At 61.3% G+C, this 26,647-nt stretch carries 21 protein-coding genes; 16 read left to right on the top strand and 5 right to left on the bottom strand.

Annotated elements, in window-relative coordinates:
* Positions 1-236: 236 nt before the first annotated feature.
* On the top strand, positions 237-1,994 hold the full coding sequence (locus FTE24_RS22635; RefSeq protein ID WP_150228588.1) for a sensor domain-containing diguanylate cyclase: 1,758 nt from the start codon (positions 237-239) through the stop codon (positions 1,992-1,994).
* 148 nt (positions 1,995-2,142) lie between these two features.
* Here the strand turns inward: FTE24_RS22635 and FTE24_RS22630 are convergent, their stop codons facing one another.
* The 3 genes from FTE24_RS22630 to FTE24_RS22620 all read right to left on the bottom strand — a co-directional run bounded on the left by FTE24_RS22630 (position 2,143) and on the right by FTE24_RS22620 (position 5,311).
* On the bottom strand, positions 2,143-2,730 hold the full coding sequence (locus tag FTE24_RS22630; protein ID WP_150228590.1) for a GNAT family N-acetyltransferase: 588 nt from the start codon (positions 2,728-2,730) through the stop codon (positions 2,143-2,145).
* A gap of 24 nt (positions 2,731-2,754) precedes the next feature.
* Positions 2,755-4,878, bottom strand: coding sequence for a methyl-accepting chemotaxis protein (locus tag FTE24_RS22625; protein ID WP_160441870.1), 2,124 nt, complete (start codon positions 4,876-4,878; stop codon positions 2,755-2,757).
* A 241-nt stretch (positions 4,879-5,119) separates the two neighbouring features.
* On the bottom strand, positions 5,120-5,311 hold the full coding sequence (locus tag FTE24_RS22620; RefSeq protein ID WP_150228594.1) for a hypothetical protein: 192 nt from the start codon (positions 5,309-5,311) through the stop codon (positions 5,120-5,122).
* Positions 5,312-5,933: 622 nt separating this feature from the next.
* On the opposite strand from FTE24_RS22620, the gene FTE24_RS22615 reads away from it, so the two are divergent.
* The 4 genes from FTE24_RS22615 to FTE24_RS22600 all read left to right on the top strand — a co-directional run bounded on the left by FTE24_RS22615 (position 5,934) and on the right by FTE24_RS22600 (position 9,938).
* Complete coding sequence (locus tag FTE24_RS22615; RefSeq protein ID WP_141449555.1) at positions 5,934-6,989, top strand: FecCD family ABC transporter permease; 1,056 nt, start codon at positions 5,934-5,936, stop codon at positions 6,987-6,989.
* Positions 6,989-8,020, top strand: coding sequence for a FecCD family ABC transporter permease (locus FTE24_RS22610; RefSeq protein ID WP_150228596.1), 1,032 nt, complete (start codon positions 6,989-6,991; stop codon positions 8,018-8,020). Before FTE24_RS22615 ends, FTE24_RS22610 begins: the two co-directional genes overlap by 1 nt.
* A gap of 204 nt (positions 8,021-8,224) precedes the next feature.
* On the top strand, positions 8,225-9,112 hold the full coding sequence (locus tag FTE24_RS22605; protein ID WP_150228598.1) for an aldo/keto reductase: 888 nt from the start codon (positions 8,225-8,227) through the stop codon (positions 9,110-9,112).
* 202 nt (positions 9,113-9,314) lie between these two features.
* Positions 9,315-9,938 carry a flavin reductase family protein gene (locus FTE24_RS22600; RefSeq protein ID WP_150228600.1) on the top strand — a complete coding sequence of 208 codons (624 nt, stop codon included), beginning with the start codon at positions 9,315-9,317 and terminating at the stop codon, positions 9,936-9,938.
* A gap of 162 nt (positions 9,939-10,100) precedes the next feature.
* Here FTE24_RS22600 and cls read toward each other — a convergent pair whose 3' ends face one another.
* Positions 10,101-11,543 (bottom strand): cardiolipin synthase, encoded by a 1,443-nt coding sequence (gene cls, locus FTE24_RS22595; protein ID WP_141450562.1) that lies wholly within the window; start codon positions 11,541-11,543, stop codon positions 10,101-10,103.
* Between the two features lie 261 nt (positions 11,544-11,804).
* On the opposite strand from cls, the gene FTE24_RS22590 reads away from it, so the two are divergent.
* The 11 genes from FTE24_RS22590 to FTE24_RS22540 all read left to right on the top strand — a co-directional run bounded on the left by FTE24_RS22590 (position 11,805) and on the right by FTE24_RS22540 (position 25,552).
* Complete coding sequence (locus FTE24_RS22590; protein ID WP_150228602.1) at positions 11,805-12,773, top strand: sensor histidine kinase; 969 nt, start codon at positions 11,805-11,807, stop codon at positions 12,771-12,773.
* Complete coding sequence (locus FTE24_RS22585; RefSeq protein WP_150228604.1) at positions 12,770-13,435, top strand: response regulator; 666 nt, start codon at positions 12,770-12,772, stop codon at positions 13,433-13,435. The genes FTE24_RS22590 and FTE24_RS22585 overlap by 4 nt, the downstream gene beginning before the upstream one ends.
* 19 nt (positions 13,436-13,454) lie before the next feature.
* Complete coding sequence (locus tag FTE24_RS22580) at positions 13,455-15,134, top strand: copper resistance CopC/CopD family protein (RefSeq protein WP_160441869.1); 1,680 nt, start codon at positions 13,455-13,457, stop codon at positions 15,132-15,134.
* Positions 15,135-15,187: 53 nt separating this feature from the next.
* Entirely contained in the window at positions 15,188-15,982 is a 795-nt protein-coding gene (locus FTE24_RS23635; RefSeq protein WP_415663165.1) for a YcnI family copper-binding membrane protein, read from the top strand.
* A gap of 320 nt (positions 15,983-16,302) precedes the next feature.
* A complete protein-coding gene (locus tag FTE24_RS22570) occupies positions 16,303-16,815 on the top strand; it encodes a hypothetical protein (RefSeq protein ID WP_150228608.1) in 513 nt (170 codons plus the stop codon).
* A gap of 358 nt (positions 16,816-17,173) precedes the next feature.
* Positions 17,174-18,343: a GntR family transcriptional regulator gene (locus FTE24_RS22565; protein ID WP_150228610.1), complete on the top strand. Its 1,170-nt coding sequence runs from the start codon at positions 17,174-17,176 to the stop codon at positions 18,341-18,343.
* Positions 18,344-18,611: 268 nt separating this feature from the next.
* The gene (locus FTE24_RS22560) at positions 18,612-19,895 is read left to right on the top strand and encodes a glycoside hydrolase family 125 protein (RefSeq protein WP_150228612.1); all 1,284 of its coding nucleotides are present in this window, start codon (positions 18,612-18,614) and stop codon (positions 19,893-19,895) included.
* An 85-nt stretch (positions 19,896-19,980) separates the two neighbouring features.
* Positions 19,981-21,237, top strand: coding sequence for an ABC transporter substrate-binding protein (locus FTE24_RS22555; RefSeq protein WP_150230611.1), 1,257 nt, complete (start codon positions 19,981-19,983; stop codon positions 21,235-21,237).
* A 138-nt stretch (positions 21,238-21,375) separates the two neighbouring features.
* Positions 21,376-22,293, top strand: coding sequence for a carbohydrate ABC transporter permease (locus tag FTE24_RS22550; protein WP_150228614.1), 918 nt, complete (start codon positions 21,376-21,378; stop codon positions 22,291-22,293).
* Positions 22,294-22,341: 48 nt separating this feature from the next.
* Positions 22,342-23,271, top strand: coding sequence for a carbohydrate ABC transporter permease (locus tag FTE24_RS22545; protein ID WP_237401892.1), 930 nt, complete (start codon positions 22,342-22,344; stop codon positions 23,269-23,271).
* Between the two features lie 94 nt (positions 23,272-23,365).
* Entirely contained in the window at positions 23,366-25,552 is a 2,187-nt protein-coding gene (locus FTE24_RS22540) for a glycoside hydrolase family 76 protein (RefSeq protein WP_150228616.1), read from the top strand.
* A gap of 74 nt (positions 25,553-25,626) precedes the next feature.
* On the opposite strand, the gene FTE24_RS22535 is transcribed toward FTE24_RS22540, so the two are convergent.
* Positions 25,627-26,499: an alpha/beta hydrolase family protein gene (locus FTE24_RS22535; protein WP_150228618.1), complete on the bottom strand. Its 873-nt coding sequence runs from the start codon at positions 26,497-26,499 to the stop codon at positions 25,627-25,629.
* Between the last annotated feature and the right edge of the window lie 148 nt (positions 26,500-26,647).

Raw genomic sequence — 26,647 nt, 5'->3', positions numbered from 1 at the left:
GGACAAAACGCGCAGGCTCGCGGCGGATTCGGGCGAAGCGGACTTCGGCTTCGGCCGAACATACCGGATGAAGCGAAGAACCGGGGCTCCGTAGGGAGACCCGGTTTTTCGCGTGCGTATCTTCGCCCATGTTACCCGTCAGGGATTGCGATTTGTACGTGAAATACCGATATTAGAGGAGGCATATCGGCCGTGAGTATCACAAAACGGTCCGATTCGGAGGGGGTTTGGTCATCATGTTTCAAACGTTGTTCGATTTCGCCGGAATGGAACAATTCCGCGCTTGCTTGAAAGATCCCGAACTGCTGGCGCATGCGCGGCGCAGCCGTTCGGTCCTGATCCAATTTTTCGCCTCTGCCCTCGATCCGGAAGTATCGGAGCCGCTGCATACGGAAATTTGCCGCAGTTTTCCGGGCGCGATCGTCACGGGCACGACGACGTCGGGAGAGATTTACGAAGGCCAGTTCGTGTTTCATCGCACGATCGTCGTCTTTTCTTTTTTCGAAACGTCGGAACTGCATCTTTTTTCCGAGCCGTGCCGCAAAGGGGAAGAAGAGGAAGCGGGACGCCGCCTCGGGCGGGCCATATCGGAACGGGTCGGGAGTTCGTCCGTCAAAGGGCTGCTGCTCTATGCGACGTCGCAGCGCATGGACGGCGCGGAGCTGCTGGGCGGCATGCGTGGAAGCCTTGGCAGCGTGCCGGTGTTCGGCGCCGGCGCCGCCTCGTATGACAATAACGGGGAGTCCTGGGTCATTGCCGGCGGGCGGACTTACCGGGACGGAGCGGCGGTCGTGGCGTTCTCGGGCGACGAACTGGAGATCAAGGTCCGCGATTATATGGGCTGGGAGCCGCTCAGCCGCAAGATGACGGTGACGGAGATCGTAGATCCCAAATGGATCAAAACGCTGGACGGCATTCCGGCGGCGGAAGTGTACGAGAAGTATTTGGGCATCCGCAACGACGAGTATTTTTTCCAGCACATGCTGGAGTTTCCTTTGATCCTGCAGCGCGGGGACAAGCTGATTGCCAGGGTGCCGGTCGCCCGGGGAGAAAACGGTTCCCTGCATCTGGCGGCGGACGTGCACGTGGGCGAACAGGTGCGGCTCGGTTACGGAACGCCCAGTCATATCATGCTGACTCCGGAAGACATCCGGAAAGATCTGGGCGAATTCGAGCCGCAGGGCATTTTGTTGTTCTCCTGCTACTGCCGCCAGGTGTATCTGCAGGAAGCGGTAAATCTGGAAACGGAATCTTTCCAGCAGTTTGCGCCCGCCGCGGGGATGTATACGTACGGCGAGTTTTACGGGCAGGGTGAAGACGTACAGCTGCACAACGCGAGCCTGGTCGCCGTGGCGATGCGCGAAGGGCGTCCGGCCAAGTCTTCGGCTGCGCTGCCGGAATCTTCGGACCGGCCGGCCGGAACGAAACAGATGGAAATGACGAGCCGGCTGGCCAAGTTCGTCGGCGTCGTGGTCGGGGAGCTGGAGCAGGCCAACCAGGAGATGCAGCAGCTGATGCAGACCGACCGGCTGACCGGGCTGCACAACCGCGGCAAAATGGAAGATCTGCTGAGCGGAGCGATGCAGCGCGCGGAGAGCGGTGAAGAAGCGTTTGCGCTTATTCTGCTCGATATCGACCGGTTCAAAGGCATCAACGATACGCATGGCCATCTGAGCGGGGATGCGGTGCTGCGCCGTACCGCGCAGCTGCTGCAAGGCCATGTGGGCGGCAACGTCGCCGCCGGCCGCTGGGGCGGCGAAGAATTTTTGATTCTGATCCGCGCTGCCGCCGCACAGGAGGCGGGGCGCTTGGCCGAACGGATTCGGGCCGAGCTGGAGCAGACCGATTTCCGCGAAGCCGGCACGGTGACCGCAAGCTTCGGCGCGGCCGCCGCAGCCGCGGGCGAGCCGGTGCGGCAGCTGTTCAAGCGCGTCGACGACGCGCTCTACGCTGCCAAGCGCGGCGGGCGCAACCGCGTCGTGGTCGCGGAATGAGCGCTGCCGGCGCTGCCGCGCCAAACCGTATTCCGGCACACGCTCCGTGCTCGCGACCAGCAGCCGGCAGGCCGTGCCCCGCACGTGCCTCGCACCTGCGTGCATACGTCAAAAAAGACTTCCGGCGCAAGCGGCCGGAAGTCTTTTTCTAACGTGCAAAACTCGATTGATGAAACGCTTCGATGTAAGCGAACAGAGTCCGGCCGTCTCTCGGCAGCCGGTCCGCCGGCGGAACGTCCGCGCCCTGCAGATCAAGCAGCATGGCCCGGTACCGCTCCGGCACCCATACGTAATGGTGCACGTATTCTGTCGAGACGAAGCCGCAGTTTTCCCAGAAGCGCACGCGGCCGCGGCCTTCTTCGCTGTCGTCCGCTTCGGCTTCGATCAGCAGGCCGTGCACGCCGTGCGTCTCTTGGGCCCACTGCGCCAGCGCTTCGACCATGTGCCGGCCGATACCGCTCTCGCGCCGATCCGGCGACACCGCGAGGTAATCGACGATCAGCAGCCGCCGGTCGGCGCTGAGTCCGGTAAGCGCCATCGCACACGGAACGCCGCCCAGACTGCCTTCGTGCAAGAAAGCGTCCATGCGCTCCAGCATGCGGCGGACGATCCGTTCCGGCTTGCGAATATGCTCGGGAAAAGAAGCTTCGTAAACGGGACGGACTTGCGTCCAAAGTTCTTCGTTCCACGACTGCGCAGTGCGCAGCCGCAAGGAAGGGGAGGGAGAATCGGGCATGCGGACTACCTTCTTTCCGATCGGTTATTGGGCGGCCGACAGCTTGAAGAATCCAAGGTCTTCCTGCAGCCCGGCGGCCATATCGCTCAATTCGCCGGCCGCGCTGCCGATCTCTTCCAGAGCGGCCAACTGCTGCTGCGTGGCGGCCGCCATCGTCTGCGATTCTTCCGACGAATGCTGCGCGACGCGGGCCACTTCCGACACCGAAGCCGTGACCTGTTCCACGCCGGCGGAGATTTGCTGGGAAGCCGCGGAAATTTCCTGCACCTGGTCGTTCACGACCCGGGCCGACTGGCCGATCTGGCCAATCGCGCTGCTGGCGCGGTCGATAAACGTCAGCCCTTCGGCCGTCTCGGCGTCGGTCCGCTGCATCAGCTGGACCGTCTCGCCGATCAGGCCGCGAATATCGCCGATGCGCAGCGAGATCGTCTCGACCGAACCGCGGGTCTGCTCCGCGAGCTTGCCGACTTCGGACGCGACGACGGCGAAGCCCCGGCCGTGCTCGCCGGCCCGGGCCGCTTCGATATTGGCGTTCAGCGACAGCAGCTGCGTCTGCCGGGCGATCGTCTTGATCGACTCGACGATGTCGTCGATCTGCTGCGAATGCGCGTCGAGACGCGAGACGCTGCCGGTCGACAGGCTGACCGATTCGCGAATGCTGCGCATCTGCCCGACGGCGGCCGCAAGTTCCCGGTCGCCGGCATCGGCGCGCTGCGACGTCTCGGCGGCCGACTCGGCGACCGCGGCGGACGATTCCGCGATCCGGGCGATGCCCGTCGCCATCTCGCTCATGGCGAGCGCCGTGTCTTCGGTCATGCGCCGCTGATTCTCGGACCCTTCGGCGACGGCCTGAACGGCCGAAGCGACCTGGCGCATGGCCAGGGACGACTCGCGCGATACTTCGCTCAGCTGCTCCGAAGAAGCGGCGGACTGTTCGGAAGCTTCCTGGCTGCCGCGCAGCGTCTTGTTCAGCGCTTCGATCATCCGGTTGAACGAGTCGCCGACCTGGCCCAGCTCGTCGCGGGTGCCGATCGCGATCCGCTGCGACAAGTCGCCACTGGCCATATCGGCGGAATGTTCGCGCAGCAGGCGAACGGTCGAGCTTACGCTGAGGTAGAACGCGGCGTAGAACAGCAGCACGAGCAGCAGGGCCAGCGCGATGATGGCAACGACGAGATTGCGCTGCGTCTCCAGGCGGTCGATCCGCTGATCGAACAGCAAGTCGAGCGTCGCGGTCGACTGCCCGAACAGCGCGTGCGCTTCGTCGATCGTCGAAGTTCCCGCCGAGAAGAAGGCAGCCGGGTCCGAAGACAAGGTCGGATCGTCGAACAGTTGGCTCTGCGCCAACGACAGGAACGAATCGATCGAAGCGGCCGTCGTCTGCGCCGCAGCTTCGATCTGTGCTTCCGCTTCGGGGTTCAACGTCGCGAACTTCGCGAGCGCCGCGTTCAACTGCTTGAGTTCGGCAGCCGCCTGGGCCTTCTTGACGGCCGTATCGGTCCGCGCTTCCGGCGAAGCCTGGCGCTTGGTCAGTATGCCGTTCCCGCTGCCGCGGATTTGGGCGGTCCCTTCGATCAGAGTCGGCAGCCGTTTGACGACGATGTCCATCAGATAGAACGAATCGATTTCCGTATCGAGCGACAAGCCGGATTCGTCGGCGCTTTTGATCATGAAGTCGAGCAGCTGCCCGACCAGTTCGCTGTGGCGGGCGAAGCTGTCCGCGGCAGACAGAGAAGCGGTCTCGGCTTCGAGCGCCGTCCACTCGCCGGAGAGCCGCTGCCATTCGGCGGCCGAGCCGGGCAGGCCCGATTGTCCTTCGGCCTGCGTGACAAGCGCGGCGTTGGCGTCGGTCTGGGCGGAGATTTCGTCCAGCTTGCGCTGGCTGTCGGCTCCGCCTCCGCTGAGCAGCGCATTGGCCTGGCCGCGGTGCTGCTGGATCGACAGCATGAACGGCAGAGCGGCTTCGATCTGCGTCAGTCCTTTTTTCTCCAGTTCGGTCGCCTGGATTTTGGACTGGGTAGCGCTGAACCAGAGAGCAAACAGCAGCGCGAGCGGAACAGCGAACAGCACGCTGATCAGCACGAACTTCTGGGCATATTTCAATCGGGACAGCACGGACGTGAACGGGTACAGCACTTTCGACAACATAAGCATCCTCCTCGGACGTTCCGTTTCAGGCAGGAAACGCAAACGGCATACATTTGTAGGTTATGACTGTTATATCGGAAAAAAACCTGCAAATGATATGTGTCCGTGAAAAACAAATAAACTTAAATAAACGACGCATAAAGACCCCGCCGGCGCAGGATGCGTCGACGGAGTCCGGAATGATCGAATCGAGTGTGTGGCATGAGGCCAAGCATGAAAGATTTATTTAAAATCGAAAGAGTCAGTGCAGACGTTCGAAACGTTTGACCGCCCAGTAAGGAAGCGAGAAAGTTTTCTCGGAAGTACTTATTTTGAAAAAGCTGTTGTTGGTCAAATCGGGATAACACGGCCCCGTATAAAATTCTCCGCTAATCAGATGCAGACGAAGGACCTCTTCCTTGAATACGGCCTTTTTAATTTCATGTCCTGCCATGATGCCGGCCCCCTTGCTGCTTATTCTTTATACCTTATACTTATATTATTGAGATTATAGGTTACATTACCCCAACATGGACGTCTCCAATCAGATGACAGACAATATTATTAAACAATGGAAAAAGAATTTGAAACCTGACGCCGCTGCGTGACAAGGCGTTTTTTTTGTACCTGTTCCGTGACCATTTTGTGCTCTTTCCATGCCCGTTTTGCGTCCGCTGACCGTCCGTTTCGGCTCCGAATGTGCAGGGGAATCGGCCCGCCGGCGGCATCCGGTTTCCCTTTTTTATAGACGCGAAATTTTTGGCCTGCTATACTGTTGATAACGAATCTCATTTAGGTGGGCAATTGGGTTGGGTCCGGGCAAAGGCGGGAAGCCGAAATCCGCATGAAGGCATACATAACCGGCTGCCGCGCGACTGCCGGACCGGAAGCTCGCCGCCCGCCTGAAGATCAAGCAAGAATGTCCGTACGGCCCGTCGAACAGGCGTTGGCGTGCATTCGGAAAAGGGTGATGTCGTGAACCATATGCAAAACGCAACAACCGCGCGGCCGCAAAACCAAACAGACGGCGGCCGACGCTTCGAGCGCAGCCTGCGCAGCGGGGAGGGCGAACCGCGATGAGACCGTCCGCTTTGCCCGAAACGCCGCAGAAAGCCGTAGAGAAAGTCAAAGTCCGTTCGCGGCCGTGGGCCGCTTCGCTGATTTTGGTCGGCGGGGTCATCCTGCTTCTTCTCGGCATGGCGGTCGCGATCGCGATCGGAGCCAAAGATATCGCGCTGCCCGACGTCTGGAACGCGCTGTTTCATTTTAATCCGGAATTGACGGAGCACCAGATCATCCGGGAACTGCGTATGCCGCGCGTCATCGGCGCGGCGATCGTCGGCGCGGCGTTCGCCGTCGCCGGCGCGATCATGCAGGGCATGACGCGCAATCCGCTCGCGGATACCGGCCTGCTCGGGCTGAACGCCGGAGCCAGCTTTGCGCTGGCTTTATGTTTCGCATTTTCCCCGGGACTGTCGTTTCTCGGCCTTATGCTGTATTCGTTCGTGGGCGCCGGAGCCGGCGTCGGGATCGTGTACGGCATCGGTTCGCGGTCCAAAGGCGGCCTGACGCCGATCCGCCTCGTGCTGGCGGGAGCGGCGGTGAGCGCGTTGTTCACCGCGCTCAGCGAAGGCGTGGCGCTCTACTTCAAGATCGGCCAGGATTTGGCGTTCTGGTATGCCGGCGGCGTCGCCGGCACGCAGTGGCTGCAAATCCAGATCATTCTTCCGGTCGTCGCGGCCGCGCTGCTCGGCGCGATCGCGCTGTCGCGTTCGATTACGCTGCTCAGCCTGGGCGACGATATCGCGACCGGCCTCGGCCAGCGCACCGGCCTCGTCCGGCTGCTGGGCGTGCTGATCGTGCTCGTGCTGGCCGGCACGGCCGTCTCGGTCGTCGGATCGGTCGGCTTCGTCGGCCTGATCATTCCGCATTTGACGCGTAAACTCGTCGGCGTCGATTACCGCTGGATCATTCCGTGTTCCGCGGTGCTCGGCAGTCTGCTGATCGTATTCGCGGATCTGGCCGCGCGCATGATCAATCCGCCGCAGGAGACGCCGATCGGCGCGCTTGTCGCGCTGATCGGCGTGCCGTTCTTCCTGTATCTCGCGGTCAAAGAAAGGAGGAGCCTGTAATGGAATCGATGATTCACCAGGCCGAGCGCCGCAAGCGCAGCCGGGGGCTCCTGGTTATCGTAATTTTTATCGTGTTGATCATTGCCGCGTTTATCGTCAGCATGAACACCGGCTTTATCCGGCTGTCGCCGATGGACGTCATGCGGACGCTGTTCGGCCAGGGCACGGATCAGCAGCATCTGATCCTGTTCGAGTTCCGGCTGCCGCGCATTGTCATATCGATCCTGATCGGGGCGGGGCTGGCCGTATCGGGCTGCGTCATGCAGGGATTGTCGCGCAACGCGCTGGCCGATCCCGGCATTCTCGGCGTCAACGCCGGGGCGGGCCTCATGGTCATGCTATACGTCTCGTTCTTCTCGTCGACGGTCAGCGGCTCCGTGTTCCTGCTGCCGGTGCTCGCCCTGATCGGCGCGGGCGCTGCGGCGGTGCTGATCTACGTGCTGTCTTACAAAAAAGGCGAAGGTCTCGTGCCGACGCGGATGCTGCTCGTGGGCATCGGAGTCGCGGCGGGCATCAGCGCGGCGATGATCGTGCTGACGCTGCGCCTCAATCCGGAAGAGTATCAGTTCGTCGCTTCGTGGCTGGCCGGACGGATCTGGGGCACGAGCTGGAAGTTCGTCGTGGCGCTGCTGCCGTGGCTGATCCTGTTCCTGCCGTTCGTATTCTACAAAGCCAAAGTGATGAACGTGCTCAACATGGGCGATCAAACGGCGACGGGACTCGGCACGGCGATCGAGCGCGAACGGCTGCTGCTGCTCGCCGCGGCGGTCGGCCTGGCCGGCGCCTGCGTCGCGGTCAGCGGCGGCATCGGCTTCGTCGGCCTGATCGGCCCGCATCTGGGCCGCCGGCTCGTCGGGCCCAAGCACCAGATTCTGCTGCCCGTATCGGCTCTGGCCGGCGCGCTGCTCGTCCTCGTGGCCGATACGCTCGGACGCTGGATTTTGCAGCCGACCGATATTCCGACCGGCGTCGTCGTCGCCGTGATCGGCGCGCCTTATTTCCTCTATTTGCTGGCCAAGACCAAAGTGTGAAGCTGCATCCGTTCACGTTCTGCCCAAACAGCCGTCTTCCTGCGGGAAGACGGCTGTTTGACGTTTTTTGCACCGAACGAACGGAAAGGGATTGAAAAAAGTCCGGCGATCCCCTATCATGGAAGCGCTATCCGGAAAAGGTCATCCATACCGGCTGCGCGGGACGCCCGGCGTCCCGAAAACATCATGAAGAGGTGAGCGGAAGTGAAATACAGAAGATTGGGCAGTACCGAATTGAACGTATCCGTCGTAGGCGTAGGCACGTGGCAGTTCGGAGGCGATTGGGGTCAGGATTACAAGCAGCACGACGTCGATGCCATTTTGAACCGGGCGCAGGAGCTGGGCATCAACCTGATCGACACGGCCGAGTGCTACGGACCGCATCATCTCTCGGAAAGCCTGATCGGCGATTATCTGTCGCGAGGCAAGCGGGAAGACTGGATCGTCGCCAGCAAATTCGGCCATCAATGGCATGACCACTGGACGAACGCCTGGGATACGAACCAGATCCGTCTCCAGCTGGAAGAATCGCTCAAATCGCTGCGCACCGATTATATCGACCTGTACCAATTCCATTCCGGTTCGGACGAAGTATTCGACAACGACGAGCTGTGGACGATGCTGGACAAGCAGATGCAGGCCGGCAAGATCCGCAATCTGGGCATCTCGATCGGCAGCAACGACAATCTGTACCAGACCGACAAAGCGACCCAGGTGAACGCCAAAGCGATTCAGGTCGTCTACAACCGGATCGACCGCGTGCCGGAAGAACGCGTCTTCCCGTCCTGCGAACGCCAGGATCTCGGCGTGCTGGCGCGCGTGCCGCTGGCAAGCGGTTTCCTGAGCGGCAAATACAAGCCGGGCGCCGTGTTCGAAGACAATGTGCGCAAAGGGCGCGAACGCGCGGAAGTCGACGAGAAATTGAAGCAGGTCGAAGAGATTCGCCGCGGCGAAGTGCCGGAAGGCGTAGGCATGGCGGAATGGGCGCTGGCCTGGTGCCTGAAGAACCCGGCCGTTAGCTGCGTCATCCCGGGCTGCAAAAGCGTGGAGCAGGTCGAATCGAACGCCCGCGCGGCCGAGATCGAGCTGTAAACAGGTTCCGCGTAAAAGCTGCATGACTTTTTCGCAGTAGTGGTGTAAAGTGTATGCAGGACGGTTCCCGCGATGAGTTGAGGCGCGGGGGCCGTTTTTATGTGAAAAAAAGCGAGCAGCAGACGCCGGATCGGACGCCCAAGCTTCGCGGCGCCCGACGGTCGGCGTTATTTGACGTGCTTTTTACGAGAGGAGTTTTCCCATGCCCAATCTCGATCCGCAGCAATTGGACAGCAAGCTTGTGTATAAACTGATGACCGGCACCATCGTGCCGCGTCCGATCGCCTGGGTGACGTCGCTGTCGAGCGAGACCGGCATCGTCAACGCGGCGCCGTTCAGCTATTTCAACATGGTGAGCTCGGACCCGCCGCTCGTCGCGTTCTCCGTCGCCCGCCGCCCGGACGGCGGCATGAAGGACACGGCGCGCAACGTAACGGACACGCGCGAACTGGTCGTGCATATTTGCGACGAGAGTCTCGTCGAAGAGATGAACAAGACCGCGGCGCTGCTGCCGCCCGGCGAGAGCGAGATCGACCTGACGCGCCTGACGCTCGTCGACAGCGACGCCGTGGCGGTGCCGGGCATCGCCGAAGCGAAAGTGCGGCTGGAATGCCGCCTGGAATCGCATCTGCCGCTCAAGGCGGACGACGGCCGCGTGACGCACGATCTGCTGATCGCGCGCATCCTGCGCTTCCGGCTCGACGAGTCGATCTACGATGAAGAGCGCGGCTACGTGCGGACCGAGCAGCTGCGTCCGGTCGCCCGCCTGGCCGGCAGCGAATACGCGGAGCTCGGCCGACTGTTCAAGATCGACCGGCCGACCTGACTGCGATCCGCTTACGTTCTGCGCTGGGCGAATGTGCGGCGGCCGGGGCCGCCGCACATTCGATGCCGCCTACACGCACGAAAAATCCGCTGCAATCGCCGGAGTGGCGAGAACAGCGGATTTTTTTGACGGATAAAAAGGCTTGGAACGACGGAGCGTCCCTTACAGAATCGGCGACAGCAGCCGCGTGAACGACTCCAGCGCTTTGCGCACCAGCGGACGCAGCTTGTACTGCTCCACGGTCAGAATCTCGCTGTCTTCCATGTCGGCGCGGAACAGTCTCTCCAGCTCGCCGGCTTTGCCGGAATCGTACAGGATCGCGTTGACTTCGAAATTCAGCTTGTAGCTGCGAATGTCCATGTTGGCGGTGCCGACCGACGCGAGGCGGCCGTCGACGACCATCGTTTTGGCGTGCAGGAATCCTTTTTTGTACAGATAGCAGTTGACGCCGAGATCGAGCAGTTCGCCGAGGTACGAATACGACGCCCAGTAGACCATTTTGTGATCGGGCACTTTGGGAATCATCAGATGCACTTCGACGCCGGACAGAATCGCCATCTTCAGCGCGGTCATCATGCTCTCGTCCGGAATAAAATACGGCGTCTGGATCATGATCGTCTCGCGCGCTTCGTCCATCATCTTGATGTAGGACAGCTTGATCGTCTCCCGGCTCTGGTCGGGGCCGCTGGAGATGATCTGCGCGCCGACTTTGCCTTCGAACGGACGGGTGACGGACAGGAACACATTCTCGGGCAGCTTCTGGCGGACGGACAAGCTCCAGTCGTGCAGGAAGATCGCGTGCATCTGGATCAGCGCCGTGCCTTCGATCCGCAGATGCGTATCGCGCCAGTAGCCGAACTTTTTCACCTCGCCGAGGTATTCGTCCCCGACGTTGAACCCGCCGATGTACCCGCACGAGCCGTCGATGATGACCAGCTTGCGGTGGTTGCGGTAATTCATCTTGAAGTTGATAAACGGAATGCGCGACGGGAAAAAGGGAGCCGCCATGCCGCCCGCTTCGCGGAAGTCGTGCAGGAAGCGGCGTCCGATCTTTTTGCTGCCCCATGCATCGTACAGCACGCGGACTTCGACGCCCTGCTTCGCTTTTTCGGTCAGCGCGTCGATCAGGCGGCGTCCGAGCTTGTCGTTCTGCCAGATGTAATACTGGACATGGATATACGTCTGCGCGCCGGCGATGTCCGCGAGCAGCGCGTCGAATTTCTCGGTGCCGTCCGCGTAGACGGTCACGTCGTTATCCTGCGTATACAGGGAAAAGTCGCCGACCATGTTCATATGCAGCAGCTCGCGGTAGCGCGCCGTGCGCGGATCGTTGAAATGCAGTTCTTCGTCGAGCAGCTGCTGACGCTGGACAGAGATGCCGGGCAGCAAAATCTTTTCCTGTTCCCGGAATTGATAACGTTTGACCCGGCTCAGGTTCTGTCCGAAGAACAGATACAGGATGAACCCGGCGATCGGCAGGAAAAAGAGGACCATCAGCCAGGCCCAGGTCACGCCGATGTCGCGCCGCTCGAGGAAAACGACGGTGAGCGCCAACAATAAATTCAGAACGAGCAAAAACCAGGGGGCTTGACCGAACCAATACAATTCCAATTGCTGCAACCTCCGCTTTCGATTAAAAGTGCATTAAAGGGATTCCACGGATGGAACCATATTCATATAGGACAATAGAAGCACTTTAGCCAGTTTACCCGATTGTGATCAATAAGTGAACAATTCAAGGCTGCCGGGACGCGAAAAAGTCAAAAAAGCGTCAAACGTAGCCCGAACGGGCCATTTGAAGCCGAGCGGTTTTGGTTAAAATTTAAGAAGAAAGCCATGCCGTCAAAACGGAAGGCAGGAGGACGCATGAGTTATACGCAAATCAAATGGCTGATTTTGTTCGTGCCGACGATCGTCGTCGGCTTGTGGGAATATGTCCGGCATCAATTTCTGATGCCGGTCTTGTCCATGGACGCCGGCAACGTGCTGACGCCCATACTGTTGTTTCTCGTCAGCGTGACGCTGCTGCGCCGGCTGTTCGCCCTGCTGGAGCGCATGCAGCTTGAGCTGACGCAGGCGCGCGGCATGAAAGCGAGCCTCGAAGCGCGCGAAGAACTGGCGCGCGAACTGCACGACGGGATCGCGCAGTCGCTGTTCCTGCTGTCGGTCAAGCTTGACCGGATGGAGCGGGGCGCCGATGAAGCGGGACTCGGCGACCAGCTCGGCGCGGTGCGCCGCACGGTCCACGAAGTCGACCGGTACGTTCGCCAGGCGCTGGCGAACCTCAAAGAGACGGCGCGTGCCGGCACGCCGCAGACGGCGGTCGCCGGGGGAGCGCCGGCGCCTGGCGCGGGCGCAGAAGCGGCGAAGCAAGAAGCGCCGCCCAAGCGCGGCGCGAAACAGCCGGGCGAAGCCGCGGCCGCAGGCGTGCCCGGCTCGGCCTACGCGGCCGAGGAATCGATGGCCGCGCGCGTCGGGCGGCTGGCGGTCGAGGCGATGATCGACGTGAGTGTCGATTGGAGCCTGCCCGACGAAGCGCTGGCGACGCGCGAGAAGGCGGAGCTGCTCGCCTGCATCCGCGAAGCGGTCATCAACGTGCGCAAGCATGCGCATGCGACGCGCACGGAAGTGACCGGCCGGGGCTCGGCTGCCGGCTGGACGGTCGAGATCGCGGATGACGGACGCGGGTTTCAGGGAGATCCGCTGGCGGCGCCCGGCCGCTACGGACTCAAGATCATGGCCGACCGGGCCGCCGAAATGGGCTGGACGTTCGAGCTGGACGACAAGCCGGGGCGGACTTCGGTGCGTCTGGGCAAAGGGGAGGCGAGCGTATGAACCGGTGCCGCGTATTGGTCGTGGACGACCACAAGCATGCGCAGGAAGCGATCTGCGACATTTTGTCGCTCGATCCGTCGTTTGAAGTGGTCGGCGTCGTCTCGGACGGCGCGGCAGCGATCTCTTTTACCGAACAATGGATGCCCGACCTCATACTTATGGATATCCGCATGAGCGGCATGGGCGGGCTGGAAGCGACAGGGCGGATCAAAATGTCTTATCCGTACGTCAAAATCGTCATCATTACCGTATCCGACGATATTGCCTACCTGCTGGAAGCGCTGAAGCAGGGCGCGCAGGGATATCTGCTCAAAAATCTCGCTCCGTCGACCTGGATCGAATATTTGCGGGCGATCGTCAGCGAAGAAGCGCCGCTCAGCCGTGAACTCGCTTTTCAGATTCTGAAGGAATTTTCGGCGCCGGCCGCCGAACCCGAAAGCGGCGATACGCTGACCGGCAGGGAACGCGAAATTTTGCGGCAGGTCGCTTCCGGGCTGACCAACCGCGAAGCGGCCGAAGTGCTCGGCATTTCCGAACATACGGTGAAAAATCATCTCAAAAATATTTTGCAAAAGCTGCAGCTGCAAAATCGCGTCCAGCTGACCCGCTACGCGATAGAAAAAGGCTGGGTCGGCCGTGACGGATTCGGCGGCGAGCGCTGAACGGAAAGGAAGGCCTACTTTGAATTTATGGCTTAGCAGATGGAAAAGGCTGCCGCTTATATTGCTTGCGGCACTGATCGCGGCGGGCGTCGCATTGCCGGGCCTCGCCTCGGCGCATGCCACCTTGCTGTCGTCAAATCCCGGCGACCAGACTTCGGTGGCGAACATGCCCGGCAGCCTTGAACTGAATTTCAACGAGACGATCCAGGGCGAATTCCTGTCGATCGGAGTAACGAACACCAAAGGCGACGAGATGCCGATCGGCGAAGCCGCCGTATCGCCGGAAGATTCGCATCTCGTCACGGCAAGCGTCGAAGGCGAATTCCCCGACGGCATCTACACGATGAAATGGCGCGTCGTCTCGGCCGACGGCCATCCGATCCGCGGCACGGTCCGCTTCGGCGTCGGTTCGGACGGCGTGCTGACCGACGCCGGCGTCTCCGGCGGCGAAGACAATTATACGCCGTCGGCCGACACGGTCATCCAGCGCGCGGCGCTGTACACGCTGCTGTCGCTGACGGCGGGCAGCATGCTGTACCTCGCGTTTCTGCTGCCGGCCGACCTGCGGAGCGTCAAGCGGGCGACGCGGCCGGCCCGGATCGTGTTCTGGGCTTCGCAGGCGGGACTGCTGCTGGTCATCCTGATCGGGCTGCCGCTGCAGGCGAAACTGTTCGCGGACGTGCCGTGGAGCGAAGCGTTCGGCCGCGAAATTTTGGCCCAGACGCTCGAAGGCACGTCTTCGGGACGGATGTTCCTGCTGCAAATTCTGCTGCTCATGCTGATCGCGGGAGCGGTCGTCGTCAACGACGTCATGGGCTGGGGCAAAAGAGGCGGCCATTGGACGATCGTCATCGTCGGCTTTGCCCTGCTGCTCGTCACCAAAGCGCTGACCGGGCATGCGGCCGGTTCGCCGAACGTGTTCGGCCAGGTGATCGCGGACACGCTGCATCTGCTCGGCGCTTCGGTCTGGGTCGGCGGCATGCTCATGCTGCTGCTGGCGCTGCCGGCCGCGGCGGGCGAAGGCCCTCCGTTCTGGCAAAAAGCGTTCCGCCGCTTCACGCCGTGGGCATTCGCTTCGGTAGTCGCGCTCGTGCTGAGCGGGGTCGTCATGAGCCTCGCGCACGTGCCGGCATGGTCGGATCTGCTGACGAGTCTGTACGGCCGGCTGATTCTGGTCAAAGTCGCGCTGCTGCTCCTCATGCTGGGACTCGGGTTCGTGCATTTCCGGCGCGCCCGGCGTGAAGGAGATCGGCGCGGCACCGCTTCGCTGGCCGCTGAAATGGCCATCGGCATCGTCGTGCTGGTCGTGGCGGGGCTGCTGACGAACGTATCGACGCCGCAGCCTGTCGCGGCCGCTCCGGCGAACTTTGCGGCGACGCAGCCGTCCGAAGACGCGGAGAACGCGGTCATTACGCTTGAAGTCGTTCCGCTTCGGGTCGGAACGTCGATCTTCACGGTCCGTTTTGCCGATGCGCAGGGGAAGCCGCGTACCGATTGGCAGCAGGTGACGCTAAACGTCGCGCCGCAGGCTTCGCCGGGCGACGGAACAGAGATGATCGCCGAAGCGCAGCCGGACGGCAGTTATCAAGTGTCCGGATTGTATTTCGGCAGTGCGGGAGCGTGGAACGTCGAGGTGCACGGGCTGTCCGAGAAGTTCGAGCAGGCCGACCGGACGTTTACGATGGACGTGCAGGACTAAATCCAGACTGCAAAGCCGAACAATATAACAAAACAAAAGGCGGGATACAAGAAATGACAAACGCAACCGAAACGAAGATGAACCGAACGTGGAAAAAACTGCTGGCTTTGGCGGCTCCGGCTTCCGCGGCGCTGCTGATGTTCACGGCGGTAGCCAGCGCGCACGTCACGGTCATGCCGAAAGAGTCCGGTACGGGAGCCTGGGAAACGTACACGATGAAAGTCCCGGTCGAAAAAGACGTCAATACGAACAAAGTCGTGCTCAAAATGCCGGAAGGCGCCGAGTTCCAGCAGTACGAGCCGATTCCGGGCTGGACGACCGCGGTCGACGAGACAGCCGGCACGGTGACGTGGGAAGCGGAAGGAGACGGCATCGCGGCCGGTCAATTCCAACGCTTTACGTTCGTCGTCAAAAACCCGGAACAGGCGGGCGATATTGCCTGGGACGCGTTCCAGTATTACGCGGACGGCAGCATCGTGGAATGGACAGGCGATGAAGACGCCGCCACGCCGCATTCGATGACGACGATCGGCGCGGAAGCCGGCGAGACGGCCGCGAACGCGCACGGCCAGGCTGCGGCCGCGGGCGAAGCGACGCCTCCGGCCGAAGCGGCCGAGGCGGTTGAAGGCGAAGCGGCGGTGAGCGATCCGGCGGCTGCGCCGGCCGACGGCGCCGCAGCGGAGACTCCGGCCGACACGACCGGGACCGCGGATACGCAGGAAGCATCCGCCGTGTCCGATGCGCCGGCCGCGCAGCCGAACAATACGCTGCTGTACGTGACGCTCGCCCTGTCGATCGTGGCGATCGGCTTGTCCGGCGCTGCGCTGGCGGCTCGCAAACGCAAGTAAAACGTCCGATTTCGGATCAACGGAACTAAACGGAACGCAAACCAGCCGAATCCGATAGATAAGATTCAACCCAAACGTGCGGCCGAACAGGAATCCTGTTCGGCCGCATTTTTTGATTTGTGTCTTTTTCCAACTTCGTATTCGTTTTGGCTTGGAACTTTATTGCGAACTTTACTTCAAAGTTACACTTTTCCCGAACGGCGCTGATGTTCAAGCCGTAAGATGACGGATAATGTACGGCAGGAAGGCAGGAACAACAGCCGGGAACGCGCGGTGTATCGACGAATCCGCCGCGTTTTGAAGAGAAGGAGCTGGAGAAGATGACGTTAACCCATGAAGGAAACAGTCGCCGCGTCGGCGTGAACAGCGGCGAGGCTCACCATACGATCGACCCGAAGATCGACCGGAACACACAAGCAGGAAGCGTCGCTACACCGGACCGGCACGCCGCGGGGGCGGCCGGATTGTCCGTAGTCTCCGCCGCCGTACTGCCGGCTTCCGCGACCTGCGGCGTGATGCAGGCGCTGCTGCTGGAACGGCCGCAGGAAGCGTGCGTCGTCGTATGCGACAGCCGCCTGCGCCCTTCCGGCATGCTCATGAGCGAGACGTTCTATATGCAGACGACCGCCGAGTACGAGCCGGACCATTTCCGCGATTTGGCGATCGGCCGCATCATGAATCCCGATCCGCTGATCGTCGACTTCGACACCCCGATCGATCTCGTGCGCGAGCGGGCGAAGAACCGTTCTTCGCGTACACGTCGGGACGCCGTCATCGTCACCCGCGACGGCCGATTTTTCGGCGTGCTGCAGATGGAACAGTTGGCGGAGTGAAGCCGCGAAGCGGCCCGGTGCCCGGTTACCGAACAAATGGCGGCAGGGAAGAACTTTTCGTCCTCCGTGCCGAGCGCAGCTTGCCTACAAATTGCTTGAAAACCCGACTCCCTAGACGGAGGGTCGGGTTTTTGGCGTATTTCAGGAACCGAAAAGGGATAGTCCCGATAACGGAAGCGAGAAAAGGCGGAGCAAAGAGTTAACCGGACGTCTGGAGGACGGCCGAGAATTGTAACGGATACGATTCGTTAGCCAAGCCAAGCCAAGCCGGAAGCGCAGAAGTCCAAGGCATGGACAGCCTGCTACATAACATGATATATTGTTATATAAACGTTAAGCAGAAGCGGAGGAAAGCCTTTTGAAAGAGTTATCTTCTTCGATTCCCATGTACGAGAAAATATTCAACGAAACGCGCAGCTTGATCGAGACCGGCGTGTACCGCAGCGGCGACAAGATCCCGTCGGAGAAAGAACTGGCCGACGCCTACAACGTCAGTCGGATCACGAGCAAAAAAGCGCTTGATCTGCTGGCCGCCGAAGGCGCGATCGTCCGTATGCCGGGACGGGGCTCTTTTGTCAGCTCGGATTCGCCCGACGGACCGCGGCCGGGGCGGGCTGCTTCGGCGCAGACTGCCGACCGTACCGTCCCTGCGGCAAAAGAAAAAATGATCGGGCTGGTGCTGACCGACTTTTCCGCCAGTTACGGCACGCGCCTGCTCTACAGCATGGAAGAGTTCACCCGGAAAAACGACAGCTTTTTGGTGCTGAGACGCACGTTCGGCGATCAGGCCAGCGAAGAATCGGCTATCCAGAAAATGCGCGGCCTCGGCGTGGACGGGCTGATCGTTTTTCCGGCGCAGGGCGAATATTTCAATGCGGAGATTCTGAAGCTCGTGATCGCCGAGTTCCCGCTCGTGCTGATCGACCGCAAACTCAAAGGCTTGGCCGCCGCGTCGATCAGCACCGACAACGCGGAAGCCGCGGCGCTTGCCGTCAACCATTTGTTCGAGCTCGGCCACCGCAATATTGCGCTGCTCTCGCCTCCGCCCCGCGATACGACGGCGATCGAGGAGCGGATCGAAGGCTTCGTGCGCGCCCATGCCGACTGCGGCATCGCGGCCGACCGCGGGCTGTGGATGAACGACATCACGGCGACGCTGCCCGATGCTTTTTACGCGAGCAATATCGAACAAGAGATTCAGCGTATCGCGGAGCATCTGGAGAGCCATCCGGACATCACCGCTTTTTTCGCGATCGAATATTATATTGCGCTGCTCGCCAAAGCCGCCGCGGAACGGTTGGGCAAAAAAGTGCCGCAGGACCTTTCGATCGTCTGCTTCGACAGCCCGACGCTCAATGTGGGCGAAGGTTATCTGTTTACGCATATTCGTCAAAAAGAAGAAGAGATGGGCCGCCTGGCGATCGAGACCGTACTCGGTATCCTCGCCGGCACACAGCCTGCCGCCGAAGTAAGATTGCCTGCCGAACTCGTTCCCGGTTCTTCGACGGCCGCCGTCAGAAAGAGCTGAATCAGCCGGTACAAAAGGCGACAAGCGACCGTCACGCATTTTTTCACGATTCTTTTTACAGCGATTATCGATTGTGTACAGATTGGACTTTTTGTGAAACTTGAGGACTTCGCCCCCGGCGAAGTCCTCTTTTGCTACATATACCAACATAGCGCAAAATTTTAAATAATATATTGACATTAATATGTTATGCCAATATACTCGATTTTGAGAGCGGTTACATAAAGGGGCTGGACAATGTGAGTCCCGGAAAAGAGGAGCGACAACGATGCCAAACACGCAGGAAATCCCGTCGGCGCTGAAGCGTTTGACCGCGCAAGTGCAGGCCAGGCAGGGAACGGAAGTAGCCGAGCGGTTTGAACGCTGCCTGGCCAATACGTGGAACACGACGCTCAAGAAGCAGGAAGACGGCACGACGTTCGTCATTACCGGCGATATCCCCGCCATGTGGCTGAGAGATTCGGCCGCGCAGGTCCGACCGTTTCTGACGGCAAGCGAAGACCCGGAGATCGGCGACCTGATCGAAGGAGTGGTACGCCGGCAGTTCCGGTACGTGCTGCTTGATCCTTACGCCAACGCGTTCAACGAAAGCGCCAACGGACACGGGCATCAAGGCGACGAGACCGAGTCCGGGCCATGGATCTGGGAACGGAAATACGAGATCGATTCGCTCTGTTACCCGATTCAACTGGCGTACCTGCTCTGGAGAAACGCGGGCCGCGTCTCGCAGTTCGATGACACTTTCCGGCAGGGCGTCAGAGTCATCATCGACACGTGGCGGACAGAGCAGCATCACGAGCGCGATTCAAGCTACCGCTTCGTGCGTACGAGCGGTGCGCCGACCGATACGCTGGAGCGAAACGGGCTCGGTATGAAGACCGGATATACCGGCATGACGTGGTCGGGTTTCCGGCCGAGCGACGACGCCTGCCGATACGGCTATCTGGTGCCGTCGAACGCTTTTGCCGTCGTGGCGCTCGGGTATGCCGCGGAGATCGCCCGGGACGTGCTCGGCGATGCCGAGCTCGCGGAAGCTGCGCAAGCGCTGGCCGGGGAACTCAGGGCAGGAATCGAACAGAGCGGCGTGACGGAGCATCCGGAATTCGGCCGGTTGTACGCGTACGAAGCGGACGGGCTCGGTGCGTTCAACCTGATGGACGACGCCAATGTGCCGAGCCTGCTGTCGCTGCCGTATCTCGGCTACTGCGGCGCCGACGATCCGCTGTACCAAGCGACGCGGTCGTTCGTGCTCAGCGCGGACAATCCTTATTTTTACGCCGGGCAAGCCGCTTCCGGAATCGGCAGTCCGCATACGCCGCCGAATTATATCTGGCCCATCGCGCTGGCGATGCAGGGCATGACGGCCGGGCACGAAGCGGAGCGCGAGCGCATGCTGGAACTGCTCATGACGACGGACGGAGGGACGGGGTACATGCACGAAGGGTTCCACGCGGACGAGCCCGAACAGTTCACGCGTCCGTGGTTCTCCTGGGCGAACATGATGTTCTGCGAACTGGCGCTGATGTGCAGCGGAATCGTCGTCAGGAAGTAACGGGAAGACGCGCGCCGGCGGGTCCGGCCGCGAAGCTTGCATTCGAAACGAGGAGGCGGGGAATTTGAGAAAAGTCATTGCGGCCATGGCCGCGGCGGTGCTGATGATCGGTCTGCTGGCGGGCTGCGGAGGAAGCGGCGGAGCGGCGGACGGGCAAAGCGCCAGCGGCAAAAAGACGCTGACGCTGTGGGGCGACTGGGGCGGGGACGGGCAGGAGCAGATCCAGACGATGGTCAAGGCGTTTAACGCCTCGCAGGACAAGATCGAAGTGAAATACGTGCTGCAGCAGGACGTGATCACGAAGTTTCTGACGGCGGCGACGAACGGCGGCACGCCGGACATCGTCTTCTGGGACCGCTGGCGGACGTCGCTGTACGCGCCCAAAAACGTGCTGCACCCGGTCGACGAATACGTCGAGCGCGACGGTCTGGACCGGGCCGATTTTTACGAAGAAGCGCTGAAGGAATTGACGTACCAGGACCAACTGTACGGCCTTCCGCTGACCGTCGATACCCGCGCTCTTTTTTACAACAAAAAGATGCTGGACGAAGCCGGGCTGCAGCCGCCCAAGACGTGGGACGACCTGGCGAACGTCGCCAAAACGCTCACCAAATGGGACGGCAATAAACTGAACGTGGCGGGCATGTCGCTCGGCGACCCCGGATTGTTCAGCATGTATATCCGCCAGGCCGGCGGCAGCGTCATGACCGAAGACGGCAAAGTGAACGTCAATACCGAAGCCGGCAAGCAGGTACTTGATCTGTGGGGCCGGATGATGAACGAAGACAAAGTGTACAAAGTCGGCTTCGAAGAAGGGCTCGGCGAAGGCGCGGACGCGTTCGTGACCGGCAAAGTCGCCATGCTGTACACGGGCCCGTGGATGCTGAGCACGTACGACAAATACGGCAAAGACCTGGAATACGGCATCGTGCCGCCCGTGGCCGGTCCGGCCGGCGACACCGGAGGCAATATGGGCGGATTCGGCCTCGTCATTCCGCAGGGATCGAAAAATCCGGACGAAGCGTGGGAGTTTATCAAATGGTGGACCGCCAACAAAGACAATGCGCTGCTGTGGGCCAAAACGAGCCAGAACATTCCCGGGTTCCGTCCCGCGGTCGAAGATCCGTATTTCTCGGAAGACGAGCGCTGGAAGCCGTTCCTCGAAGCGCTGGAATACGCCAAAGTCCGTCCGACCCATCCCGGTTATTCGGTCATGGAAGAAAACGCCCTGATCCCGAACCTGGAACTGTTCCTGCAAAACAAGCAGAGCGCCGAAGACACGCTGCAAAAAGCGCAAACGGACGGCGATCGCCTGCTTCAGGAAAACGCGGTCGTGCAGTAAACAAGGCAGTATAGCCGTACGGCAATAAGGCGGCATCGGTAAAAAAGCGCGGACCGGACCCGGTGACAGATCCGGCCCGCCACATAAAACGCGTACCTCGCCGGAGAGTCCGACAGGCGCGCACGGAGGGACAAGCGCATGATATCAGCCGGAAAATTGGAAAAATCGCGTTCGTCGGCCGCCAGACTCGGCCGGCACCAGGCGCGAATGGGCTATCTGTTCATTCTGCCGACCATGCTGCTGTTCGCGATCTTCATGATCATTCCCGTCGGCATGGCGCTGTATCTCAGCTTCACGAATTACGACGTGCTGAGCAAAAACGACTGGATCGGACTGGCCAACTACAGCCGTCTGCTGCAGGACAATCTGTACTGGAAAACGTTCGTCAACGTCGGCTTCTACGCGATCGTGTTCGTGCCGTTCAATCTGTTGATCTCGCTGCTGCTGGCAGTGCTGCTCAACCGCGCCGCCCGGGGCGTCAAAGTGCTGCGGACATTCTATTACCTGCCGACGCTGACGTCGGCGGTTGCCGCGGCGACGGTCTGGCTGTGGCTGCTGCACCCCGAATACGGGATGGTCAACGGCATTCTGTCCGGCTTCGGCATCGTCGGGCCCGCCTGGACGTCGCAGACCGAGACAGCGATGATCGCGATCATCATGATGACGCTGTGGCAGAGCGTAGGCTCGAACATGATCATCTACCTCGCCGGGCTGCAGGGCATTCCGGACTATCTGTACGAGTCGGCGCGGCTCGACGGCGCTTCGCGCTTCGACTGCCTGCGCTACATTACATGGCCGCAGCTGCGCCCGACGACGTTCCTCGTCAGCACGATGGCGATCATCGGCGCGCTGCAGCTGTTCGACCAGGCGTTCGTCCTCACGCAGGGCGGACCGGCCAACGCGACCAAAACGCCGGTCTACCTGATCTATCAGCAGGGATTCAACCAGCTGCAAATGGGCTATGCTTCGGCGCAGGCGTTCGTGCTGGCGATGGCGATTCTCGTCTTCTCGCTGATCAGCATGCGCCTGAACAAATCGGAGGAGCCGATTCTGTAGCGCAAACCGGCTGCGGATCGGGCTTTCACCCAAGGAGGGGAATCATCAATGGGGACCGCGATAGGGCAAGGTGCGGGTTCAAGCAAGCGCAAGTCGGATGTGATCAGTCCGCGGGCGCGGCGCAGATGGAACGGAGTCGCTTTCTACGTCGTCGGCATCCTGATCGCGATCGTCATGTTCCTGCCGTTCTACTGGAGCGTCATGACGTCGTTCAAGCCGGACGAAGACATGTTCAGCATGCCGATCCAATGGATTCCGACGTCGTTCACGCTCGATCATTACCGCAAAGCGTTCACGACCGTGCCGTTCGGGCTGTATTTCTGGAATTCGTTTTTCCTCGCGACGACCGGGGTCGTGCTGAATCTGTTCTTCGGCTCGCTCAGCGGCTACGCGTTCGCCAAGCTGAAGTTCAAAGGCAATTCCGGCATGTTCCGCCTGCTGCTGGCGGCGATGATGGTGCCGGGCATCGTGACGATGATTCCGAGCGTGTACGTGCTGCGCAACTTTCCGCTCATGGGCGGCAACGATTTGTTCGGGGACGGCGGCATGGGACTGATGAACTCGTTCTGGGGCATTATTCTGCCGGGCGCTTCCGGCACGTTCGCCGTGTTCTTCATGCGGCAGTTTTTCCTCGCGCTGCCGTCGGACATGATGGAGATGGCGAGAATCGAAGGCTGCGGCGAGTTCCGCATCTTCTGGCGCATCTATCTGCCGCTGACCAAGCCGGCGCTTGCGACGCTCGGCATCTTCACCTTCCAGGCGGGCTGGAACAGCTTCCTGTGGCCGATGATCGTATTGAACGATCCCGACAAAGCGACGATCCAAATGGGATTGCAGGCATTCTCGTTCAACTTCCAGACCGATTACGGACCGATGATGGCCGGGGCGCTGGTCGCGATCCTGCCGATCCTGATTCTGTTCCTGGCGCTGCAGCGCTATTTCATTCAAGGGATCGCGTTCAGCGGCATCAAAGGCTAGGGCATTAAGGCGGCTCGGCTTGGAAAAAGAAAACCCGTAACAGGGAAACGAGAACGCCGCTTTTCCGGAAAAAGAAGGAGAGAGGAGCGCGATCATGACGGAAACAGGCGGAATCTGGGCAGGGCGGGCCGACGAGGCGCAGCGCGTGCTGGAACAACGGTTCTGGAACGAAGGCTTGTCCATGTACGATATCGAGACGCCCTGCCCCGGCGGGACCTGCAACACGATCTTTCATTACTGGTGGATGGCGCACGCGGCCGACGTGCTGATCGACGCTTACGAGCGGACGGGCGAACCGTTCTACGCAAGCCGGCTAGGCAATTTGTACGAAGGGGTGCTGGCGCGCAACGGCGGCGCCTGGCCGAACGAGCTGTACGACGACATGGAATGGATGGCGCTGGCGTGGCTGCGCGCCTACGAAGCGACAGGCGAAGAACGGTACCGCCACGCCGTATTACAACTATGGGCGGATATTCGCACCGGCTGGAACGAAGAGATGCGCGGAGGCATCGCCTGGCACAAAAACCAGCCCGGCTACAAAAATACGCCGGCCAACGCGCCCGCCGTCATTCTCGCGGCGAGGCTGTACCGGGCTTTCGGCAGCGAAGACGATCTGCACTGGGCGCGCCGCATCTATGTGTGGCTGCAAGAGCACCTCGTGAATCCCGAGACCGGATTCGTCTGGGACGGGATGAACCGTGCCGGCGACGGAGCCATCGACTACGACTGGCAGTTCACGTACTGCCAGGGCGTGTTCGTCGGGGCGGCGGTCGAGCTGTACCGCTGCACGGGCGACCGCGCGTATGCCGCGGACGCCGCGCGCACGCTTGCTGCGGCGCGCGGGGAACTGGCCGGCGAAGACGGCGTGCTGCCTGCGGAAGGCGGAGGCGATGCCGGACTGTTCAAAGGCATCCTTGCGCGCTATGCGGCGGAGGCAGCCCTGTTCGCGGGCGAAGCGGCGGACGGTCTGCGCGAAGCCGCGACGTGGATCGGGCACAATGCGCGCGTGCTTTGGGCGCAGGGCCGCCGGGGCGAAGCGGCGCTGTTCGGCCCGGACTGGCGGCAGGGGCCGCAGGATCCGGTCGTGCAGCTGTGCACGCAGCTCAGCGGCGTTATGCTGTTCGAAAGCGCGGCGAGGCTGGAATCGCGGTTCGGAGCGGACACGTTCGCGCGGGATAGCGGCGGCGCCGAACAGAAACATCGGCCGTCTGCGGATCGTTGGGGCAGTCGGGCGGACGAGTTTCAGGAGAGGCTGTATGCCCGTTATCGCAGCGGGGAGACCGGCATTTTGAACCAATGGTTTCCGGCAGGCGCCGGTCCCGCGAACGAGAACTTCTATTATTGGTGGCAGGCGCACGTCATCGACACGTTCGTCGACGCGCTGGAGCGGACAGGCGACGCGCGGTACGCGCGCCGGATCTCGGACTTGAGCCGGAATCTGCGCCGGGCGAACGGCGGTACGTTCCTGCACCAGTATTACGACGACATGGAATGGTTGGCGCTGGCGCTGCTGCGCGCTTATTCAGTCACGGGCGAGGACAGCTACAAGGCGGACGCGCTGGAACTGTGGGCGGATATCCGCACGGCGTGGAACGATTTCTGCGGCGGCGGGATGGCTTGGAAAAAAGACCAGTTGGACTATAAAAACACGCCGGCCAACGCGCCGGCCGCCATTTTGGCGGCGCGGCTGTACCGGTTGAGCGGCGACGAAGGCGATCTGGAATGGGCCGAAGAGACCTACGCCTGGAACCGCGACCATCTGGTCGACCCGGAGACGGGCTTCGTCTGGGACGGAATGAACCGGCTCGGCGACGGGGCGATCGACTACGACTGGAAGTTCACGTACTGTCAGGGCGTCATGATCGGCGCGGGCGTCGAACTGTACCGCTGCACGGGCGAGCCGCGCTATCTGGAAGACGCGCTGCGCACAGCCGAAGCGTGCATCGACCAGCTGTGCGAGCCGGAGACGCTCAAGCTGCCGGACGAAGGCATCGACGATACGGGATTGTTCAAAGGCATCCTGATCCGCTACCTGGTGCTGCTGTTGGAAGAGCGGCCTGATCTTGACCGGGTGCGCCGCGTTATTAGTAACAACGCGGAGCTGCTGTGGCGGCAGGGCCTCGACGCGGATACCGGATTGTGCGGTCCGGACTGGGCGGAAGTCCCTGCCGGGCCTGTGCAGCTCGCCGTGCAGCTCAGCGGCGTCATGCTGACGGAAGCCGCGGCGCGGATTGCGAACGCCGCGTCGCCGCGAACGCTGCTGCCGCAGCGCGGGCATTAAGGGAGCGGAGCCGATTGAAGCGGCCGACACAAAAAGGAACGGGAGCCCGGAGCTTCCGTTCCTTTTTGTGTCGTTCACTTGCCGTTCATGCTGCTGCGATCCAGCCACGCGAACATTTTCGCCAGCACGTCCATGCGTACCGGCTGCGGCATATGATGGCCGAGTCCGTCCAGCGTAATCAAATCGGCCGGTTTGCCGAGCCGCTGAAGTTCTTCGTACATCCGCCGGGCATGGCCGTAATCGACCTGTTGGTCTTCGGTACCGTGCACGATCAGCACCGGGCATGCAATCCGGCTCGCCATATGGATCGGCGAACGTTCCGCGTACGTTTCGGGGATTTTGTAGACGGAGCCCTGCAGCACCCTTTTCAGCATCCGGCGCAGGTCGATCCGTTCTTCGTAAGTCCGGCCGAGGTCGGACAATCCGCCCCACAGGATCAGGTGCGAAGCTCCTTCATGAATCGCGGCGTCCGTGCCGTTGATCGAGCCGCGGGAGAAGCCCATGACCGCGATCTGCGCCGGATCGGCGAACGGAATCGCCTGCGCCAGCCGGACGGCGACGCGGGAATCTTCCAGATCGACGCCGCCGAAACGGTCGTGGCCGACGCCGCTCTCGCCGCCCCGGTAGCACGGGGCGACGACGATCCGGCCGAACGAAGCGAACTCGGCCAGCCAGTCGAGCCGTACCCGGCCCACGCTGCCGATCCCGCCGCGGCAGTACACGAATACCGGATACCGGCGCTCCGGTTCAATACTTTTCGCCGATTCGGCCGATTCGGCCGCGCTTGGCAGCACGCAGGCGACGGCCTGCGCCGTCAGTTCGTCGTCTCCGCATTCCCTGCGCAGGAAAGCCTGGATCTGCTGGGCGGTCACCTGCAATTCCGGCGGCAGGGCGACGTAGCCCGCCACTCGAAGGCCGTCGGACAAATAAGTCACGCGATAAATCATGGACAAGCTCCTTTCGCGCCGATGCGCGCCGTTGTATAGTCGGAAGATAAGTTATATTTTACCGCGAACGCCGGACAAATTCGAATTTTCGGCGAATTTCCCGTGTTTTCCAGATAGAATTGCGTCCGTTTTCTTTTTTTTGCCGCGC

Origin of the sequence: Saccharibacillus sp. WB 17 (assembly GCF_008634075.2) — a bacterium.
Taxonomy (GTDB): Bacteria; Bacillota; Bacilli; order Paenibacillales; family Paenibacillaceae; genus Saccharibacillus; species Saccharibacillus brassicae.
This window is presented reverse-complemented; position numbering and strand designations above follow the sequence as displayed.

What these genes read in the sequence shown, in the direction of transcription:
- FTE24_RS22535 (WP_150228618.1), bottom strand. Translation starts at nt 26,499, where the DNA reads ATGATTTATCGCGTGACTTATTTGTCCGACGGCCTTCGAGTGGCGGGC.
- FTE24_RS22570 (WP_150228608.1), top strand. Translation starts at nt 16,303, where the DNA reads ATGACGTTAACCCATGAAGGAAACAGTCGCCGCGTCGGCGTGAACAGC.
- FTE24_RS22550 (WP_150228614.1), top strand. Translation starts at nt 21,376, where the DNA reads ATGATATCAGCCGGAAAATTGGAAAAATCGCGTTCGTCGGCCGCCAGA.
- FTE24_RS22610 (WP_150228596.1), top strand. Translation starts at nt 6,989, where the DNA reads ATGGAATCGATGATTCACCAGGCCGAGCGCCGCAAGCGCAGCCGGGGG.
- FTE24_RS22590 (WP_150228602.1), top strand. Translation starts at nt 11,805, where the DNA reads ATGAGTTATACGCAAATCAAATGGCTGATTTTGTTCGTGCCGACGATC.
- FTE24_RS23635 (WP_415663165.1), top strand. Translation starts at nt 15,188, where the DNA reads ATGACAAACGCAACCGAAACGAAGATGAACCGAACGTGGAAAAAACTG.
- FTE24_RS22555 (WP_150230611.1), top strand. Translation starts at nt 19,981, where the DNA reads ATGGCCGCGGCGGTGCTGATGATCGGTCTGCTGGCGGGCTGCGGAGGA.
- FTE24_RS22560 (WP_150228612.1), top strand. Translation starts at nt 18,612, where the DNA reads ATGCCAAACACGCAGGAAATCCCGTCGGCGCTGAAGCGTTTGACCGCG.
- FTE24_RS22625 (WP_160441870.1), bottom strand. Translation starts at nt 4,878, where the DNA reads ATGTTGTCGAAAGTGCTGTACCCGTTCACGTCCGTGCTGTCCCGATTG.
- FTE24_RS22620 (WP_150228594.1), bottom strand. Translation starts at nt 5,311, where the DNA reads ATGGCAGGACATGAAATTAAAAAGGCCGTATTCAAGGAAGAGGTCCTT.
- FTE24_RS22600 (WP_150228600.1), top strand. Translation starts at nt 9,315, where the DNA reads ATGCCCAATCTCGATCCGCAGCAATTGGACAGCAAGCTTGTGTATAAA.
- FTE24_RS22545 (WP_237401892.1), top strand. Translation starts at nt 22,342, where the DNA reads ATGGGGACCGCGATAGGGCAAGGTGCGGGTTCAAGCAAGCGCAAGTCG.
- FTE24_RS22540 (WP_150228616.1), top strand. Translation starts at nt 23,366, where the DNA reads ATGACGGAAACAGGCGGAATCTGGGCAGGGCGGGCCGACGAGGCGCAG.
- FTE24_RS22630 (WP_150228590.1), bottom strand. Translation starts at nt 2,730, where the DNA reads ATGCCCGATTCTCCCTCCCCTTCCTTGCGGCTGCGCACTGCGCAGTCG.
- FTE24_RS22585 (WP_150228604.1), top strand. Translation starts at nt 12,770, where the DNA reads ATGAACCGGTGCCGCGTATTGGTCGTGGACGACCACAAGCATGCGCAG.
- FTE24_RS22635 (WP_150228588.1), top strand. Translation starts at nt 237, where the DNA reads ATGTTTCAAACGTTGTTCGATTTCGCCGGAATGGAACAATTCCGCGCT.
- FTE24_RS22615 (WP_141449555.1), top strand. Translation starts at nt 5,934, where the DNA reads ATGAGACCGTCCGCTTTGCCCGAAACGCCGCAGAAAGCCGTAGAGAAA.